This window comes from Actinomadura sp. NBRC 104425 (genome assembly GCF_030269545.1).
Classification (GTDB): domain Bacteria; phylum Actinomycetota; class Actinomycetes; order Streptosporangiales; family Streptosporangiaceae; genus Spirillospora; species Spirillospora keratinilytica.
The window spans coordinates 191,483-206,928 of the sequence record NZ_BSTN01000007.1 but is presented as its reverse complement, the minus strand read 5'-3'; the positions used below and the strand labels follow the sequence as shown (position 1 = coordinate 206,928).

The 15,446-nt window shown below is 72.6% G+C and carries 16 protein-coding genes; 3 read left to right on the top strand and 13 right to left on the bottom strand.

Annotation, left to right across the window (positions count from 1 at the left end; genetic code table 11):
- Positions 1–204 precede the first annotated feature (204 nt).
- Positions 205–1,122, top strand: a complete 918-nt coding sequence (locus tag QSK22_RS13860; RefSeq protein WP_285494524.1) for an LppU/SCO3897 family protein — start codon at positions 205–207, stop codon at positions 1,120–1,122.
- A gap of 36 nt (positions 1,123–1,158) precedes the next feature.
- On the opposite strand, the gene paaE is transcribed toward QSK22_RS13860, so the two are convergent.
- The 6 genes from paaE to paaZ are packed head-to-tail and all read right to left on the bottom strand — an operon-like array spanning position 1,159 to position 7,081.
- Positions 1,159–2,274, bottom strand: coding sequence for a 1,2-phenylacetyl-CoA epoxidase subunit PaaE (gene paaE / locus QSK22_RS13855; protein ID WP_285494523.1), 1,116 nt, complete (start codon positions 2,272–2,274; stop codon positions 1,159–1,161).
- Positions 2,274–2,828 (bottom strand): 1,2-phenylacetyl-CoA epoxidase subunit PaaD, encoded by a 555-nt coding sequence (gene paaD, locus QSK22_RS13850; RefSeq protein ID WP_285494522.1) that lies wholly within the window; start codon positions 2,826–2,828, stop codon positions 2,274–2,276. Before paaD ends, paaE begins: the two co-directional genes overlap by 1 nt.
- Positions 2,822–3,763 carry a 1,2-phenylacetyl-CoA epoxidase subunit PaaC gene (gene paaC / locus QSK22_RS13845; RefSeq protein ID WP_285494521.1) on the bottom strand — a complete coding sequence of 314 codons (942 nt, stop codon included), beginning with the start codon at positions 3,761–3,763 and terminating at the stop codon, positions 2,822–2,824. The genes paaD and paaC overlap by 7 nt, the downstream gene beginning before the upstream one ends.
- 8 nt (positions 3,764–3,771) lie before the next feature.
- On the bottom strand, positions 3,772–4,074 hold the full coding sequence (gene paaB, locus QSK22_RS13840; protein ID WP_285494520.1) for a 1,2-phenylacetyl-CoA epoxidase subunit PaaB: 303 nt from the start codon (positions 4,072–4,074) through the stop codon (positions 3,772–3,774).
- A complete protein-coding gene (gene paaA / locus QSK22_RS13835) occupies positions 4,071–5,027 on the bottom strand; it encodes a 1,2-phenylacetyl-CoA epoxidase subunit PaaA (protein ID WP_285494519.1) in 957 nt (318 codons plus the stop codon). Before paaA ends, paaB begins: the two co-directional genes overlap by 4 nt.
- Positions 5,027–7,081 (bottom strand): phenylacetic acid degradation bifunctional protein PaaZ, encoded by a 2,055-nt coding sequence (gene paaZ / locus QSK22_RS13830; protein ID WP_285494518.1) that lies wholly within the window; start codon positions 7,079–7,081, stop codon positions 5,027–5,029. The genes paaA and paaZ overlap by 1 nt, the downstream gene beginning before the upstream one ends.
- A 125-nt stretch (positions 7,082–7,206) precedes the next feature.
- Between paaZ and QSK22_RS13825 the strand changes: the two genes are divergently transcribed.
- The gene (locus QSK22_RS13825; protein ID WP_285494517.1) at positions 7,207–7,854 is read left to right on the top strand and encodes a TetR/AcrR family transcriptional regulator; all 648 of its coding nucleotides are present in this window, start codon (positions 7,207–7,209) and stop codon (positions 7,852–7,854) included.
- Between the two features lie 132 nt (positions 7,855–7,986).
- Here QSK22_RS13825 and QSK22_RS13820 read toward each other — a convergent pair whose 3' ends face one another.
- From QSK22_RS13820 to pdhA, 5 genes are all read right to left on the bottom strand, one after another.
- Positions 7,987–9,258, bottom strand: coding sequence for an RNA polymerase sigma factor (locus tag QSK22_RS13820; protein ID WP_285494516.1), 1,272 nt, complete (start codon positions 9,256–9,258; stop codon positions 7,987–7,989).
- Positions 9,255–9,608: a YciI family protein gene (locus QSK22_RS13815; RefSeq protein WP_285494647.1), complete on the bottom strand. Its 354-nt coding sequence runs from the start codon at positions 9,606–9,608 to the stop codon at positions 9,255–9,257. Before QSK22_RS13815 ends, QSK22_RS13820 begins: the two co-directional genes overlap by 4 nt.
- A 184-nt stretch (positions 9,609–9,792) precedes the next feature.
- A complete protein-coding gene (locus tag QSK22_RS13810; RefSeq protein ID WP_285494515.1) occupies positions 9,793–11,130 on the bottom strand; it encodes a dihydrolipoamide acetyltransferase family protein in 1,338 nt (445 codons plus the stop codon).
- Positions 11,127–12,128: an alpha-ketoacid dehydrogenase subunit beta gene (locus QSK22_RS13805; RefSeq protein WP_285494646.1), complete on the bottom strand. Its 1,002-nt coding sequence runs from the start codon at positions 12,126–12,128 to the stop codon at positions 11,127–11,129. Before QSK22_RS13805 ends, QSK22_RS13810 begins: the two co-directional genes overlap by 4 nt.
- A gap of 11 nt (positions 12,129–12,139) precedes the next feature.
- Positions 12,140–13,249, bottom strand: a complete 1,110-nt coding sequence (pdhA, locus tag QSK22_RS13800) for a pyruvate dehydrogenase (acetyl-transferring) E1 component subunit alpha (RefSeq protein ID WP_285494514.1) — start codon at positions 13,247–13,249, stop codon at positions 12,140–12,142.
- A gap of 112 nt (positions 13,250–13,361) precedes the next feature.
- On the opposite strand from pdhA, the gene QSK22_RS13795 reads away from it, so the two are divergent.
- The gene (locus tag QSK22_RS13795) at positions 13,362–13,865 is read left to right on the top strand and encodes an Lrp/AsnC family transcriptional regulator (protein WP_285494513.1); all 504 of its coding nucleotides are present in this window, start codon (positions 13,362–13,364) and stop codon (positions 13,863–13,865) included.
- A 47-nt stretch (positions 13,866–13,912) separates the two neighbouring features.
- Here QSK22_RS13795 and QSK22_RS13790 read toward each other — a convergent pair whose 3' ends face one another.
- Together QSK22_RS13790 and QSK22_RS13785 are read right to left on the bottom strand one after the other, a co-directional pair.
- A complete protein-coding gene (locus QSK22_RS13790) occupies positions 13,913–14,587 on the bottom strand; it encodes a YdcF family protein (RefSeq protein ID WP_285494512.1) in 675 nt (224 codons plus the stop codon).
- 144 nt (positions 14,588–14,731) lie between these two features.
- On the bottom strand, positions 14,732–15,439 hold the full coding sequence (locus QSK22_RS13785) for an HAD family hydrolase (protein WP_285494511.1): 708 nt from the start codon (positions 15,437–15,439) through the stop codon (positions 14,732–14,734).
- Between the last annotated feature and the right edge of the window lie 7 nt (positions 15,440–15,446).

Below are 15,446 nucleotides of genomic sequence, written 5' to 3'. Positions count from 1 at the left end.
CCGTCCGGTCAGGCCCCCGGCTGGCCACCCGGTCAGGCGCCCGGTCAAGCGCCGGGTCAGCCGCCGTCCGGTCGAACCCCCGGGCAGCCGTCAGCGGGGCAGCCGTTCGGTCAGCAGCCGAACTGGGCGGCGCAACCGGGTCGGCCCGAGCAGGGATATGGAGGGCCGCCGACCGTGCCGCCCGGCGGCATGGGGCCGGGGCAGATGGCCACGATGCCCTCCGCCGGTCTCCCCGGCCTGCCGCCGCAGCAGACGCCGCGCAAGAAGGGTCGCCTGATCGCGCTGCTGGCGGCCGGCGGCGCCGTGGTCGCGGTCCTGCTGGCGGCGACCGCCGTGGTGGTCGTGCGGAACGGAAGCGACGAGCCGAGCGGCCCCGTCGCGGCCGAGCAGTGCATCGACAAGCGGCTTGATCTGAGCGAGAAGTCCAGCACCCTGCAAACCGTGCCGTCCGCTCTGCGGGTCGGCTGCAAGTCCGACCAGGCGAAGGGCCGGGTCACCAAGGTGCTGCGCACCGGCGAGGGCACCGTCGGCGGCTTCACCTTCTCAGCCGAGGGGTGCCCGGACGACTCCGACGGCGGTGCCCGCGTCAGGGTGTCGGAGAACGACCCCAAGTACTGGGATGTCTGCGTGCGCAACCTCAAGGGCCCGCACCCCGGCGATCCCGGCATGGGCGGCGGGCAGATCGGCCCCGGCGACTGCATCAGCGGCGAGATCGCCTTCAACCGCGAGCTGCCGTGCTCGTCGTCGGACTGGTACGGCAAGGTCATCGCGCGGGTGGCGACGGAGTCGCAGTGCCCCTCGCCGCGCACCATGGAGATCGCCAAGAACACCAGCTCGTCCGATCCGCGGCCGATCCTGTGTCTGGGCGCGGGCGGCGGTGTGGTCGGCCCGGGCGACTGCATCAAGGACCCGACCTTCAGCTTCCAGGGCCTGGAGAAGGCCGACTGCAACGACACCTCAGCCGTCGCCAAGGTCACCGGACGCGTCCGCACGAAGAACGAGTGCCCGGCGGAGTCCGACAGTTACATGGAGGCCAAGGAGGACACCTACCTGCCGATCATGTGCCTCAAGCAGCTCAGGCCCACCCTCAAGGACGAGATCGACGATCTCGGCCGCACCTGACCTGCCGACGGCTGACCGGGCGGACGGCCCGCCCGGTCAGCCGTCGTAGTCGATCGTGAGGCGGTCGGTGAGGGGGGTGGCCTGGCAGGTCAGCACGAACCCGGCGGCGAGTTCGGACGGTTCGAGGGCGAAGTTGCGCCGCATGTCGGCCCGCCCGTCGATCACGCGGGCCCGGCAGGTGCCGCACACGCCGCCCTTGCATGCGAACGGCAGGTCGGGGCGCATCCGCTGGGCGGCGTCGAGGACGGTCGTGTCCCGGGGCTGCGTCAGCGTGGTGGCCCGGCCGTCCAGGATGATCGTGACCTCGGTGACGGGCCCGGCCTCCTCCGGCGGATGTTCGTCCGGGCGGCGGACGGGTCCGGGCGGCACGTCGTCCACGTGGAACAGCTCCTGGTGGACGCGGTCGTCCGGCACGCCGAGGCCGGCCAGCACCGCCCGCCCGTCGGTGACCATGCCGAACGGGCCGCACAGCCACCAGTGGTCCACGTCGCGGACGGGCAGCAGCAGCGGCAGCAGGGTGCGCAGCCGGGCCGCGTCCAGCCTGCCGCTGAACAGCTCGGCCTCGCGCGGCTCCCGTGACAGCACGTGCACCAGCTCGAACCGGTCCGGGTGGGCGTCCTTCAGGTCGGCCAGCTCGTCGGCGAACATGACGGTGTCGCTGCGCCGGTTGCCGTACAGCAGGGTGACCCGTGCCTGCGGGTCGCGCAGCGCGGACGCGGCGATCGACAGCAGCGGCGTGATCCCCGACCCGGCGGCGATCAACACGTGGTGGGCGGGCCGCGAGAGGTCGGGCGTGAACCCGCCGTCCGGCGGCAGCACCTCGACCAGATCGCCCGGCCGCACCCGGTGGACCAGCCAGGACGACAGCGTTCCCCCGGGGATCTCGCGGACGCCGATGCGCAGGGCGGCTCCCGCCGGGGCGCAGATGGAGTAGGAGCGCCGCTCCTCGCGTCCGTCGACGATGCGGCGCAGGGTGAGGAACTGGCCGGGGCGGAAGGCGTACTCGTCGGCGAGTTCGTCCGGCACCTCGAAGGAGACGGCGACCGCGTCCCGGCACAGCCGCTCGACCGCGGTGACGCGCAGGGCGTGGAAGGCGGCGCGGCGGCGGCGCCGTCCGGCGGCGGGGGCGGGCGCGGCGTCGAGCGCGGTCACTAGAGCTCCTTGAAGTGCTCGAACGGTTCCCGGCAGGCGCGGCAGCGGCGCAGCGACTTGCAGGCGGTGGAGCCGAACCGCGACAGCTCGTCGGTGTCGCGGGAGCCGCAGCGGGGGCAGCGCACCACGGTGCGAGGCGGGCCGAGGGTCAGCGGTATGGGCCCGGACGTGCGGCGGGGCGCCGGACCCGGGGGAGCGATCCCGGCGGCGGCGAGCTTGCGCCGCCCGGACTCGCTGATCATGTCGGTGGTCCACGGCGGGTGCAGCACCGTGCGGACCTCCACCCGCGTAAAGCCCGCCTCGGCCAGCCGCGCGCGCAGGTCGTCGCGCATGGCCTGGACGGCGGGGCAGCCGGTGTAGGTGGGGGTGATCGTCACCTCCACCGCTCCGTCCGGGGCGACCCGCACGTCGCGCAGCACGCCCAGCTCCCGCAGGGTCAGCATGGGCAGCTCCGGGTCGGTCACCGTCTCGGCGACCGCGCGGGCCTTGGCGGCGCGGGCCTCGGCAGCGGGGGCTTGCACCGCCGAGGCGGTCGCCTGGTCGCCGGTCACCATGTCGCCCCCGGGTGCGCGCGGGCGACGCTCTGCAGCTCGGCGAGCAGCGCGTCGAACTCGGCCGTGTGCACGCCGTCGCGTCCGCCGCGGCCCGGCTCGTGCGGCGCCGCAAGGTCGGGGACGGGCAGCGTGGCCTCCGCGAGGACGTCGGCGATGACGTGGTCGAACTCGGCCCGCACGGTGGACGGGTCGACCCCCAGCCCCGCCTCGGCCATCCGCCGCTCGACCTCGTGCGGGGTGAACAGCTCGCCGACCTGCGGCCAGACGGCGTCCAGGGCGGCGAGCATGCGGCGGCGCGACTCGGCCGTCCCGTCGCCGAGCCGGATCGTCCACATGGCGGCGTGGTCGCGGTGGTAGGCGACCTCCTTGACGCCCTTGGCGGCGGCCGCGGCGAGCACGGGGTCGCGGGAGGCGGTGAGCCGATCCAGCAGCGCCAGCCGCCACGTGGCGAACACCAGCAGCCGCACCATGCAGAACGCGAAGTCGCCGCGCGGCGCCTCGACCAGCCGGACGTTGCGGAACTCGCCCGCGTCGCGGAGGAACGCCAGGTCGTCCTCGGTGCGGCCGGTGCCGTCGGCCTGCCCGGCGCGGGTCAGCAGCAGCCGTGCCTGCCCGAGCAGGTCAAGCGCGATGTTGGCGAGCGCGACCTCCTCCTCCAGCTCGGGGGCGTGCGCGCACCACTCCTGCAGCCGGTGCGACATGATCAGCGCGTCGTCGCCGAGCATGAGGCAGTACGCGGCCAGGACGTCGCCGTCGACGCCGTCCGGCACGGCCGTGTCGAGCCCGGCGAGCGGGTCGTGGAAGCCGGTCCCGTACGCCCAGCGGGCGTCGCCGTGGTCCTCGGCGAGCGCGTCGAGCGCGGTTCCGGCCGGGGCGCCGGCTGCGGTCGGGCCGACGGTTCCGGTCGGGTCGGCGGTCAGGTCGTCGCGCGCCATGGGTCCCCTCAGATGTGCGGGACGTTCTCGGGGATCTCGTAGAACGTCGGATGCCGGTAGACCTTGTCGCCGCTGGGGGCGAAGAACGGGTCCTTCTCATCCGGGCTGGAGGCGGTGATCTGCGCCGCCTCGACCACCCAGATGCTCACGCCCTCATTGCGGCGCGTATACAGGTCGCGGGCGTTGCGCAGCGCCATCTCGGGGTCGGCGGCGCGCAGCGACCCGACGTGCACGTGGTTCAGCCCGCGCTTGCCCCGGACGAACACCTCGTACAGGGGCCACTCCGCCCGCACCGCGCCGTCGCCGGTCATGCCGCCTCCTTCGCGTGCCGGGACCGCCGTGCCCGTTTGGCCGCGTGGGCGGCGGCCGCCTCCCGCACCCATGCGCCGTCCTCGTGCGCGGCGCGGCGCACCGCGATCCGCTCGGCGTTGCACGGCCCGTCGCCGCTGATGACCCGTTTGAACTCGGCCCAGTCCACCTCGCCGAAGTCGTAGTGGCCGCGTTCGGGGTTCCAGCGCAGCTGCGGGTCGGGCAGGGTGACGCCGAGCGCCTCGGCCTGCGGCACCGTCATGTCGACGAACCGCTGCCGCAGTTCGTCGTTGGTGTGCCGCTTGATCTTCCAGGCCATGGAGCGCGCGGTGTGCCGCGACTCGGCGTCCGGCGGGCCGAACATCATCAGCGTCGGCCACCACCAGCGGTTCACCGCGTCCTGCACCATCTCGCGCTGCGCGTCGGTGCCGCGCATCATCGTCATCAGCAGCTCGTAGCCCTGCCGCTGGTGGAACGACTCCTCCTTGCAGATCCGGATCATGGCCCGCGCGTACGGCCCGTAGGAGCTGCGGCACAGCGGCACCTGGTTGCAGATGGCCGCGCCGTCCACCAGCCAGCCGATCACGCCCACGTCGGCGTAGGTCAGCGTCGGATAGTTGAAGATCGACGAGTATTTCTGCGCGCCGGAGATCAGCCGTTCGGTGAGGTCGGTGCGGTCGGCGCCCAGCGTCTCGGCGGCCGCGTACAGGTACAGGCCGTGCCCGGCCTCGTCCTGCACCTTGGCCAGCAGGATCGCCTTGCGCCGCAGCGACGGCGCCCGGGTGATCCAGCCGCCCTCCGGCTGCATGCCGATGATCTCCGAGTGGGCGTGCTGGGCGATCTGCCGGATCATCGTCGCCCGGTAGCCGTCCGGCATCCAGTCGCGCGGCTCGATCCGCTGGTCGCGCTCGATCGTCCGCTCGAAGTGGCGGGCCAGTTCGCCGTTGTCGGCCATCACGCCTCCTTCCCCTCCGGACGCTTGGCCACCAGGGTCAGCACGTCGTACCGGGCGACCACGACGCCGTCCTGCCGGGCGACCTCGGTGTCCCAGCGGACCTCGCCGTAGTCGGCGCCCTCCCGCGGCGTGATCTGCTTGGCGGTCAGCGTGACGGTCAGCTCGTCGCCCGGGAACGTCGGCGCCAGGAACCGCAGGTTCTCCAGGCCGTAGTTGGCCAGCACCGGGCCGGGTTCGGGGGAGACGAACAGACCCGCCGCGAACGACACGACCAGGTAGCCGTGCGCGACGCGGCCGCCGAAGAACGGGTTGCGCCGGGCGGCCTCCTCGTCCATGTGGGCGTAGAAGGTGTCGCCGGTGAACTCGGCGAAGTGCTCGATGTCCTCCAGCGACACCACGCGCGGCCCCGCCACGACCGTGTCGCCGACCCGCAGGTCCTCCAGGTGCTTGCGGAACGGGTGGACGTCGGTCTCGGTGCGCGGCGCCCCCGGCACCCACCGGCCGGTGAGCGCGCTGAGCATGGACGGCCCGGCCTGCACCGCCGTGCGCTGCATGTGGTGCAGGACGCCGCGGATGCCGCCCATCTCCTCGCCGCCCCCGGCGCGTCCCGGCCCGCCGTGCACCAGCATCGGCAGCGGCGAACCGTGGCCGGTGGACTCGCCGGCGTCCTCGGCGTTCAGCACCAGCAGCCGGCCGTGCGACGACGCCGCGCCCAGCACCACGTGCCGGACGAACCCGGGGTCGGCGCTCACCACCGACCCGGCCAGGCTGCCCCGGCCGCGCGCCGCCAGCTCGACGGCGTGGTCGGCGTCCCGGTACGGCAGCAGCGTGCTGACCGGCCCGAACGCCTCCACCTCGTGCGGCTCGGCGCGCTCGGGGTCGTCGGCGCGCAGCAGCACCGGCGACATGAACGCGCCGCGCTCGGCGTCGGCGCCGATCACCTCGACGTGCTCGGGGTCGCCGAAGATGATCCGGCCGGCGTCCGCCAGCGCCTTGACGCCCCGCCGCACCTCCTCGCGCTGCTCCAGGGTGGCCAGCGCGCCCATCCGCACGTCGGGGTCGGCCGGGTTGCCGACCGTGACCCGGGCGAGCCGCTCCCGCACCGCCTCGGCGACCTCGTCGATCCGTTCGGCGGGCACCAGTGCGCGGCGGATCGCGGTGCATTTCTGGCCCGCCTTCACCGTCATCTCGGTGACCAGCTGCTTGACGAACAGGTCGAACTCGGCGGTGCCGGACGCGGCGTCGGGCCCGAGGATCGAGCAGTTCAGCGAGTCGGCCTCGGCGTTGAACCGCACCGCCCGACCGGTGATCACCGGGTGGGTGCGCAGCAGCCGGGCCGTGGCGGCCGATCCGGTGAACGCCACCAGGTCCTGTTCGGTGAGGTGGTCGAGCAGGTCGCCGGGCTCGCCGCACAGCAACTGCAGGGTGCCCTCGGGGAGGATCTGCGACTCGATGATCAGCTCGACCAGCCGCGCGGTGAGGTAGGCGGTCTGCGGCGCGGGCTTGACCAGGCTCGGCATGCCCGCCAGGAATGCGGGCGCGAACTTCTCCAGCGGCCCCCACACGGGGAAGTTGAACGCGTTGATCTGCACGGCGACACCGCGCAGCGGCGTGCACAGGTGCCGGCCGACGAACGTGCCGCCCTTGCCCAGCGGCTCCACGTCGCCGTCCACCAGCACGGTGTCGTTGGGCAGCTCGCGGCGGCCCTTGCTGGCGTAGCTGAACAACACGCCGAGGCCGCCGTCCACGTCGATCTTGGAGTCGGCGAGCGTGGCGCCGGTGCGGGCGGACAGCGCGTACAGCTCCTCGCGGTGCTCGCGCAGGTGCGCGGCGAGCCGCTTGAGCAGCAGGGCCCGCTGGTGGAAGGTCAGCTCGCGCAGCGCGGGCCCGCCGACCCGGCGCCCGTGCTCCAGCGCGGCGGCGCGGTCGATCCCGGTCGCCGACAGCCGGGCGACCTGCTCGCCGGTCACCGCGTCCAGCAGCGGCACGCCCTCGTCCGGCGGTGCCTGCCAGGCACCCGAAACATAGCTGCGCAGCGGAGCCGTGGTGCCCATCGCGGGCCTCCTCACCTCGTCTTTCGACCCAAATAACCGACCGGACGTTCAGTTGGGATAGTAACTCCGGACACCGCAGGGCCGCCAGGCCCCGGCACCCCTGGAACGCTGCGATACTGAGCGGCGTGACCACCGCGGACGGACGGCAGACGCGGCGGGGACGCCCCGGCTACGACAAGGAGTCCCTGCTCCAGGTCGCCGTCAAGGTGTTCAACGAACGCGGCTACGACGGAACCAGCATGGACGAGCTGTCCAAACGGCTCGGCATCAGCAAATCCGCCATCTACCACCACGTGTCCGGCAAGGACGAGCTGCTGCGCCTGGCCGTCGACCGCGCCCTCGACGGGCTGTTCGCCGCCGCCGAGCAGGCCATGGCGGTCGAGGGGCGCGCCGTCGACCGCCTGGAGCATCTCGTACGGGCCAGCGTGGGCGTCCTGGTCGACCGGCTGCCGTTCGTCACCCTGCTGCTGCGGGTGCGCGGCAACACCACCGTCGAGCGCCGCGCCATGGCCCGCCGCCGCGAGTTCGACCGGATGGTGGCCGACCTGGTCGCGCAGGCCGCCGCCGAGGGCGACATCCGCCCGGACGTCGATCCGGCGATCACCAGCCGGCTGCTGTTCGGCATGGTCAACTCGCTGGTCGAGTGGTACCGCCCGCAGGGCCGCCGCAGCGGCGCCGAACTGGCCGACACCGTCTGCAAGATCGCCTTTACCGGCGTCCGCCGCCCCCGCCCCCCGGACCCGCAGTCCTCGGCCGTCTCTGGTGGATCTTGACGGGCCGAATGCGGCGACCAGGGCGGCCCTGACAACGTCGCTGCATCGGCAGGGCCGCACCTCGCACATGACGGCGGCCAAGCCGCGGACCCGCCGCACGCCGCGGACGCCCAGGCCGCACTCGACAGCCGGCTACCGAGATCCTCCGGACAAGCCCTGGTTCTCACCGGACGCCGCCGCACGCAGGCGCAGGTAGCGCTGCTCGGGCAGGTTCGTCGCCAGCCGGGCCGCGCCCCGGAAGGCGGCACGGGCCTCCTGCGGCCGCCCCGCCCTCTCCAGCAGATGCGCCCGGACGGCGTGCAGCCGGTGATGGCGCGCCATGCGCCCATCGGCCTCCAGCCCGTCGACGATCTCCAGGCCCGCCTGCGCGCCGCGGACCATCGCGACGGCGACGGCCTTATTGAGCGTCGCCATCGGGTTGGGGGCGACGCGTTCGAGCAGCTCGTACAGGGCGAGGATCTGCGGCCAGTCGGTCTCGTCGGCGGACGGCGCCTCGTCGTGCACCGCGGCGATCGCCGCCTGCAGCTGGAACGGGCCGAGCTCCCGGGTGCGCGCCAGCGTCGCGGTGACGAGCTCGACGCCCTCGGCGATGAGCCCCCGATCCCACCGGCCGCGGTCCTGCTCGTCCAGCGGGACGATCGACCCGTCATCCCTGGTGCGGGCGTCCCGCCGCGCCTCGGTGAGCAGCATCAACGCCAGCAGCCCCGCCACTTCGGGCTCGTCGGGCAGCAGGCGGTGCAGCAGACGGGTCAGCCGCAGCGCCTCGGCGGTGAGGTCGGGGCGTTGCAGCGCGTCGCCGGAGCTGGTCGTGTAGCCCTCGTTGAACATCAGGTAGAGGACGTGCAGCACCGCCCTCAGCCGGTCGGCCCGCCCGCCGGGCGGCGGCGGAGCGAACCGGGCGCCCGCCTTGCGGATGGTCTGCTTGGCCCTGCTGATCCGCTGCGCCATCGTCGGCTCCGGAACGAGGAAGGCGCGCGCGATCTCCGCTGTGCCGAGCCCGCCGACCGCCCGCAGCGTCAGCGCCACCTGCGACGCCGGAGACAGCGACGGGTGGCAGCACAGGAACAGCAGCGTGAGCGTGTCGTCGTGCTCACCGGCGGGCGGATGGTCGGCGGGGGCGGCGACGAACATGGACGGCGGGGTCGCCAGCAGCTCCGCGTCCTCCCGGCGCCGCCGGGCCGCGTCACTGCGCGCCCAGTCGGTGAACCGCCGCGTGGCGACGGTGACCAGCCACCCGTAGGGGTTGTCGGGCACCCCCTCCCGGGGCCACTGCACGGCCGCCGCCAGCAGCGCCTCCTGCACCGCGTCCTCGCAGCCGTCGAACTGCCCGTACCGGCGCAGCAACGCGGCGAGGACCTGCGGCGCCAGGGGGCGCAGCAGGTCCTCCAGCCGTTGCCCGGTCACTCGCTGTCAGCGGCCTCGTGCAGGATCGGCCACACTTCCACCTGCCGATACGAGGCAAACGGGATCTCGGCGGCGATCTCCAGGGCGCGTTCCTCGCTCTCCACGTCGATGAGGTACCAGCTGGCCATGTACTCCTTGGTCTCCAGGTACGGGCCGTCGGTCACCGCCGGCACCCCGTCCCGCACCCGGACGATCTTGGTCTGCGACGCGTCGGCGTTGCCGTACGCGCCGAGCAGCTCCCCCGTCTCGGCGTACCTGCGGTTGAACGCGTCCTGCGCGGCGATCTCCTTCTGGAACTCCTCGGCGGAGAACGACTCCCACAGCTCCTGGTTGCCGTAAATGATGATCATGTACTTCACGGTCGCCTCCTTCACACGGGACGCCCGGGCGGGCGCCCTCCGCGAACAGGTCGGAGCCGGAGCGCGAACCTCGACATCCCCCGCCAAGAAAATTCTCCCACCCGCCGCGGCACGCCGGCGCGCCACGACGGCCCAGGGGCGCCCCTGCCGGCGGACGCCCCGACCGGGCCGCCGTCTACAGGTGAGTGATGAGTACCTCGGGACGCTCCACGCAGTCGGCGACGAACCGCAGGAAGCCTCCGGCGACGCCGCCGTCGCACACGCGGTGGTCGAACGTGAACGACAGCTGCGCGACCTTCCGCAGCCGTACTTCACCCTGGTAGCCCCAGGGCCGGTCGGCGATCCGCCCGACCCCGAGCATGGCCGCCTCGGGATGGTTGATGATCGGTGTGGAGCCGTCCACCCCGAAGACCCCGTAGTTGTTCAGGGTGAACGTCCCGCCGGTGAGCTGCCGGGGTGTCAGCCTGCCGTCCCGCGCGGCCGCCGACAGCTCGCGCAGCCGCGCGGACAGTTCGGTCAGTGTCAGCCGGTGCGCATCGTGCACCACCGGCACCACCAGGCCCCGGTCGGTCTGGGCGGCGAACCCCAGGTTGACGTGCGGCAGCCGCACGATCTCTTGCCGTTCGACGTCCACGTAGGCGTTCAGTTCGGGGAAGCGCCGCAGCCCGACAACGCAGATCCGGGCCAGCAACGCCAGCATGCCGATCCCGGCGTCCGGGGAGGCCCGGCGGATGTCGTCCTTGAGCTCCACCAGCGCAGTGGCGTCCACGTCGACCCAGGTGGTGGCGTCGGGGATCTCCCGCCTGCTGCGGGAGAGCTTGTCCGCGATGGCCCGCCGCACCCCTTGCAGCGGCACCCGCTCGCCCTGCGGCGCCTCACCGGTTCCGGCGGACACGGCGATGGCGGCCTCCACGTCCCGGCGCAGCACGACACCGCGCGGCCCGCTGGGCGTCACCTGCGCGAGATCGATGCCGTGCTCCTCCGCCAGCCGCCGCACCAGCGGCGCGATGACCCGCGGCACCTCCTTCCCCGCAGGCCTCGACGCGGCATTCGGCACGGCCGCCAGGCGGGACGTCGACACCGACGGCACCACGACACCGACGGCGCCGCCCTTGAGCGCGCTGACAGGCCCGGGCCGCACGACCGCCGGCTCGGGCCGCCTGACGCGGGGGCGGCGCCGCGCCCGCTTGCCGGAACCGGTGCCGTACCCGACGAGGACGTTGCCCGACCCGGCGCGCTCCTCCTCCCGGTACCGCTCGTCCGGGACGGCCACCGCGATCAACGGGGCGCCCACCGCGACGGACGTGCCCGGCTCGCCGTACAGGCGCACCACCGTCCCGGCGATGGGAATGGGCACGTCCACGGCCGCCTTGGCCGTCTCGACCTCCACCACGACCTGGTCGACGGCGACGACGTCCCCCACCGACACCCGCCATTGGAGGATCTCCGCCTCGGTCAGCCCCTCCCCCAGGTCGGGGAGGCGGAACACCTGCTCGGTCGCCGTCGCGGTCATGCCGCACCCGCCTTGGGCAGGTACCGGACGTCGGGCCGGTCGTCGCGCTGGAGCCGGTCGAGGGCGTCCAGGATCCGGTCCACGTCCGGCAGGTGGCGATGTTCGAGCATCGGTGGCGGATAGGGCACGTCCAGCCCGGTCACCCGCAGCACCGGCGCGAGCAGGCTGTGGAAGCAGCGCTCCTGGACGCGGGCGGCGATCTCGGCGCCCACCCCGGCGAACCCGGCGGCCTCCGCCACCACCACGCAGCGGCCGGTCCGGCGCACCGACGCCGTCACCGTTGCGTCGTCGAACGGGACGATCGTGCGCAGGTCGATGACCTCCAGGTCCCAGCCTTCTTCGGCGGCGGCTTCGGCGGCCTCCAGCGCGACCGGCACGGCGGGCCCGTAGGCGATCATCGTCGCATCCCCGCCCGGGCGGCGCACCACCGCCCGGCCGAACGGCTCCGTGCGCACCGGCAGGGTCACCGGCGCCTTCGTCCAGTACAGCTTCTTGGGCTCCAGGAAGATCACCGGGTCGGGATCTGCGATCGCCTCCCGCAGCAGCGAGTACGCGTCGTCCACCGTCGCGGGCGTGACGACCTTCAACCCGGGCGTGTGCGCGTAGTAGGCCTCGCTGGAGTCGCTGTGGTGCTCGACGCCGCCGATCCCGCCGCCGTAGGGGATGCGGATGACCATCGGCAGCGTCACCCGTCCCCGCGTCCGGTTGCGCATCTTCGCCACATGCGAGGCGATCTGCTCGAACGCCGGGTAGGCGAACGCGTCGAACTGCATCTCCACCACGGGCCGGAACCCGCCCATGGCCATGCCCACGGCGAAGCCCACGATGCCCGACTCGGCCAGGGGCGTGTCGAAGCAGCGGTCCTCGCCGAACTTGGCGGTCAGGCCGTCGGTGATGCGGAAGACCCCGCCCAGCGGCCCCACGTCCTCGCCGAACACCAGGACGCGCTCATCGTCCTCCAGGGCGTCGCGCAATGCGGCGTTGAGCGCCTGCGCCATGCTGATCGTCGTCACCTCAGCGCCTCCTCGGCTTGCAGTTCGGCCTCCAGGACCTCGCGTTGCTCCGCCAGCTGCGGCGTGAGCGTGCCGTAGACGTGGTCGAACAGCTCCAGCGGCGCCACCCGCGGGTCTTCGTTCAGCTCGGCCCGCACCCGGGCAGCGAACTCCTCGGCCTCGGCGTTGACCGCCGCAACGTCCTCGTCGGTGAGATGGCCGCGCCGCCGCAGGTACGCCTCCAGCCGCGCGATGGGGTCGCGCCGACGCCAGCGCTCGGTCTCCTTCTCCTCCCGGTACCGGGTGGCGTCGTCGGCGTTCGTGTGGGGCTCCATCCGGTATGTGTGGGCCTCCACCAGGAACGGCCCCTTGCCCGAACGCGCGTGCTCGGCGGCGGCGGACAGCACCGCCAGCACGGCCACGGCGTCGTTGCCGTCCACCTGCTCGGAATGCACCCCGTACCCGACGCCCTTGTACGCCAGCGCCGGGGCGGCGGTCTGCCGCTCCAGCGGCACGGAGATGGCGTACTGGTTGTTCTGGACGAGGAACACCACCGGCGCCTTGAACACGGCGGCGAAGTTCAGCGCCTCGTGGAAGTCGCCTTCACTTGTTGCCCCGTCCCCTACGCAGACGAGCGCGATGCGTCCCGTCCCCTTGCGGCGTTCCGCATACGCCAGGCCCGCGGCGTGGATCGTCTGCGTCGCCAGGGGAGTGCACTGGGGAGCGACCTGGTGACGGTACGGGTCGTAGCCGCAGTGCGCGTCCCCCCGCAGGAGCGACAGCACCTCCACAGGATCGATGCCCTTGGTCACCAGGGCCACCGAGTCCCGGTACGTAGGGAACAGCCAGTCGCCCTCCTGCAAGGCGAGCACGGCCCCGACCTGGCACGCCTCCTGGCCCTTGCTCGACGGGTACACCGCCAGCCGGCCCTGCTTGGTCAGCGCGGTCGCCTGGGCGTCGAACCGGCGTCCCACGACCATGTGCCGGTACGCGCGGCGCAGCAGTTCGGGGCCCGGCTCCGGATACGCGGGACGGCTGCGCGCGGGCGCCCCGCCGTCGGTCAGGAACCGGACCGGCCTCTCGGACGGGAGCAGCGCCCTCGGCCCCTCACGCCGTCGATCCGACATACGGCACCAACCTCCTCGTCCGTGCCTTCTTTGGAGGAATATGAATCAGTTGGGCCATACGTCTCAATAACCGCGCTAAAGTCCGGACATACGGCTTTTTCAGGGGGTCACCATGGACCATCTGTCCCTCAACATTCCACCGGCGACCCCGCCCCCGGGACATTCGGCGGTGCCCCTCGACGACATCGACCGCGCCATCCTGCGCGAGCTGACCGCCGACGGCCGCATGTCCATCCGCGCCCTCGCCGAACGCGTCCGCATCTCCCGCTCCAACGCCTACGCCCGCCTGGAACGCCTGCTCGCCGAAGGCGTCATCACCGGCTTCAGCGCCCGCGTCGACCCAGTCCGCGCCGGCCTCGGCACCACCGCCTACGTCCTGGTGAGCATCGACCAGCACGCCTGGCGCGACGTCTCGGTCAACCTGCGCGAGGTGCCCTACGTCCAGCACCTGGCGTTCGTGGGCGGCGACGTCGACCTGATCATGCTCGTCCGCACCCCCGACACCGCCACCCTCCGCGACGTCGTCCTCGCCGGAATCCACGCGGTCACCGGCGTCCGCACCACCCGCACCTGGATCGTCTTCGAGGAGACCTCAGGCTCCTCGGCCAACGGCTGAGGTCGGATTCCTCTGCGCCCCCTGGCGGTACAGGTCGCGCGGCAGGATCAGCCCAAACCGCGATCTCCGTCCACGAGCCTGCTGGTGAACCCCGCCGCGACCAGCCGCTCATACGCGCCCAGCACTTCGGCGGGCACCTCCTGCGCGATGGCGAACCCGCGCTCCGCGTACACCCAAACCCGCTGCGTGTCCCCGACCAGCATGTTGATCACACGATCGGCGTCGCCGATGCCGCGCACGTAGTCGTCCAGCGGCAGCGGCCGGGACGCGCACACCACCTCAAGCTCCGGCCACACCTTCTTCGCGGTCGCATAGGCCCGCCGCTGCTGGTACGGACGGGATATCACCAGGGCCGACCGCACCTCGATCTTCCTGTCCTCGAGAAGCCGGCGCGTCAACGCGATGTTCTGCCCGGTGTTCGTCGCCTTCGGCTCAACCAGGATCGCCTCGTCCGGCACTCCGAGCGCCAGGGCGTGCTCCCGGTAGTGAACGGCCTCCCCGCGCGGGAACCGCTCCACCGTCGTCGGCGCGTTCGCCCCCGTGAACACGATCAGCGGCGCCATCCCCTGGTGATAAAGCTCGGCCGCGTACGTCGCCACCCCGAGATCATGACTGCCGAGCCCGATCGCGACATCACAACGCCGGACGGCATGCCCCATGTCGTGATACCGCCACAACACCTCGACGTCCGCCCGGAGCCCCTCCGGCAGAACCCCACCCATCACGGTCTCCCCTCAGCGCCCCAGCACAACCATGACAGACCCCAGGCGACCTCCGAGGTAACTCAACCGAGTCGGCCGGTCCACCTCCCGCAATCAGCACGCCGCACGCTCCAGGCGGCAGGGGTGCAGGACCGGTGCGGCGGTTCAGCGCGTGGTCGTGATGGCGTGGACGATGGCGGTGGTGTCGAGGAGGTCAGGGAAGACGGTAGCGGCTCCGGCGGCGCGGAGTCGTTCGGCGGGGGTGCGGCCGGAGGCCACGGCGATGAGCTGGGCTCCGCCCTTGAGGGCGGCTTCAACGTCGCGGGTGGTGTCGCCGATGACGATCGTGGTCTCTTCGGTGAAGGTGACGCGATGGCGCCGGGCGGCGCGCCGACGAGCGATGCCGACCAGGTTGAGACGTACGGGATCGTCGGTGCCGTAGGCGCCGCTGTCGAGATCGAGCACGTCGTCAAGGCCGAACACGCGCAACTTCCCAACGGCGGAGGGGCGGGGGTTCCCGGAGAGGACGGTCTGAATGATGTGGGGGAGTTCGGCGAGTGCCGCGAGCGCCTCGCGGGCGCCGGGGAGTGCTCGTCCTCGTCGGCGCATCTCGTCGGCTCGGGCGCGGTAGCCGGCGGCCTGGGCCTGGACGAACTCGGGGAAGTAGTCGCCGGGGTCCTCGATGCCGAACATCTCCAGGGTCTCCCGGAAGATCACCTGTTCGGTACGGCCGGTCACGTCGGCCAACCTGTCGATCTTGCGGCCGGTGACCTGCTCGAACGCGTCCTTGAACACCTCGCTTCCGACTCCGCCGGTCTCGATCAGCGTGTGATCGACGTCCCACAGGACGAGCTTGCTCACTGGCTCAGCCACGGCTCCG

Bases quoted from the DNA above. Each gene is read 5' to 3' on its own strand.
- pdhA (WP_285494514.1), bottom strand. From the start codon at position 13,249: ATGTCGGATCGACGGCGTGAGGGGCCGAGGGCGCTGCTCCCGTCCGAG.
- QSK22_RS13790 (WP_285494512.1), bottom strand. From the start codon at position 14,587: ATGGGTGGGGTTCTGCCGGAGGGGCTCCGGGCGGACGTCGAGGTGTTG.
- paaZ (WP_285494518.1), bottom strand. From the start codon at position 7,081: ATGGGCACCACGGCTCCGCTGCGCAGCTATGTTTCGGGTGCCTGGCAG.
- paaD (WP_285494522.1), bottom strand. From the start codon at position 2,828: ATGGTGACCGGCGACCAGGCGACCGCCTCGGCGGTGCAAGCCCCCGCT.
- QSK22_RS13805 (WP_285494646.1), bottom strand. From the start codon at position 12,128: ATGGCGCAGGCGCTCAACGCCGCATTGCGCGACGCCCTGGAGGACGAT.
- paaA (WP_285494519.1), bottom strand. From the start codon at position 5,027: ATGGCCGACAACGGCGAACTGGCCCGCCACTTCGAGCGGACGATCGAG.
- paaB (WP_285494520.1), bottom strand. From the start codon at position 4,074: ATGACCGGCGACGGCGCGGTGCGGGCGGAGTGGCCCCTGTACGAGGTG.
- QSK22_RS13810 (WP_285494515.1), bottom strand. From the start codon at position 11,130: ATGACCGCGACGGCGACCGAGCAGGTGTTCCGCCTCCCCGACCTGGGG.
- QSK22_RS13860 (WP_285494524.1), top strand. From the start codon at position 205: ATGGCCACGATGCCCTCCGCCGGTCTCCCCGGCCTGCCGCCGCAGCAG.
- QSK22_RS13795 (WP_285494513.1), top strand. From the start codon at position 13,362: ATGGACCATCTGTCCCTCAACATTCCACCGGCGACCCCGCCCCCGGGA.
- QSK22_RS13815 (WP_285494647.1), bottom strand. From the start codon at position 9,608: ATGATCATCATTTACGGCAACCAGGAGCTGTGGGAGTCGTTCTCCGCC.
- paaC (WP_285494521.1), bottom strand. From the start codon at position 3,763: ATGGCGCGCGACGACCTGACCGCCGACCCGACCGGAACCGTCGGCCCG.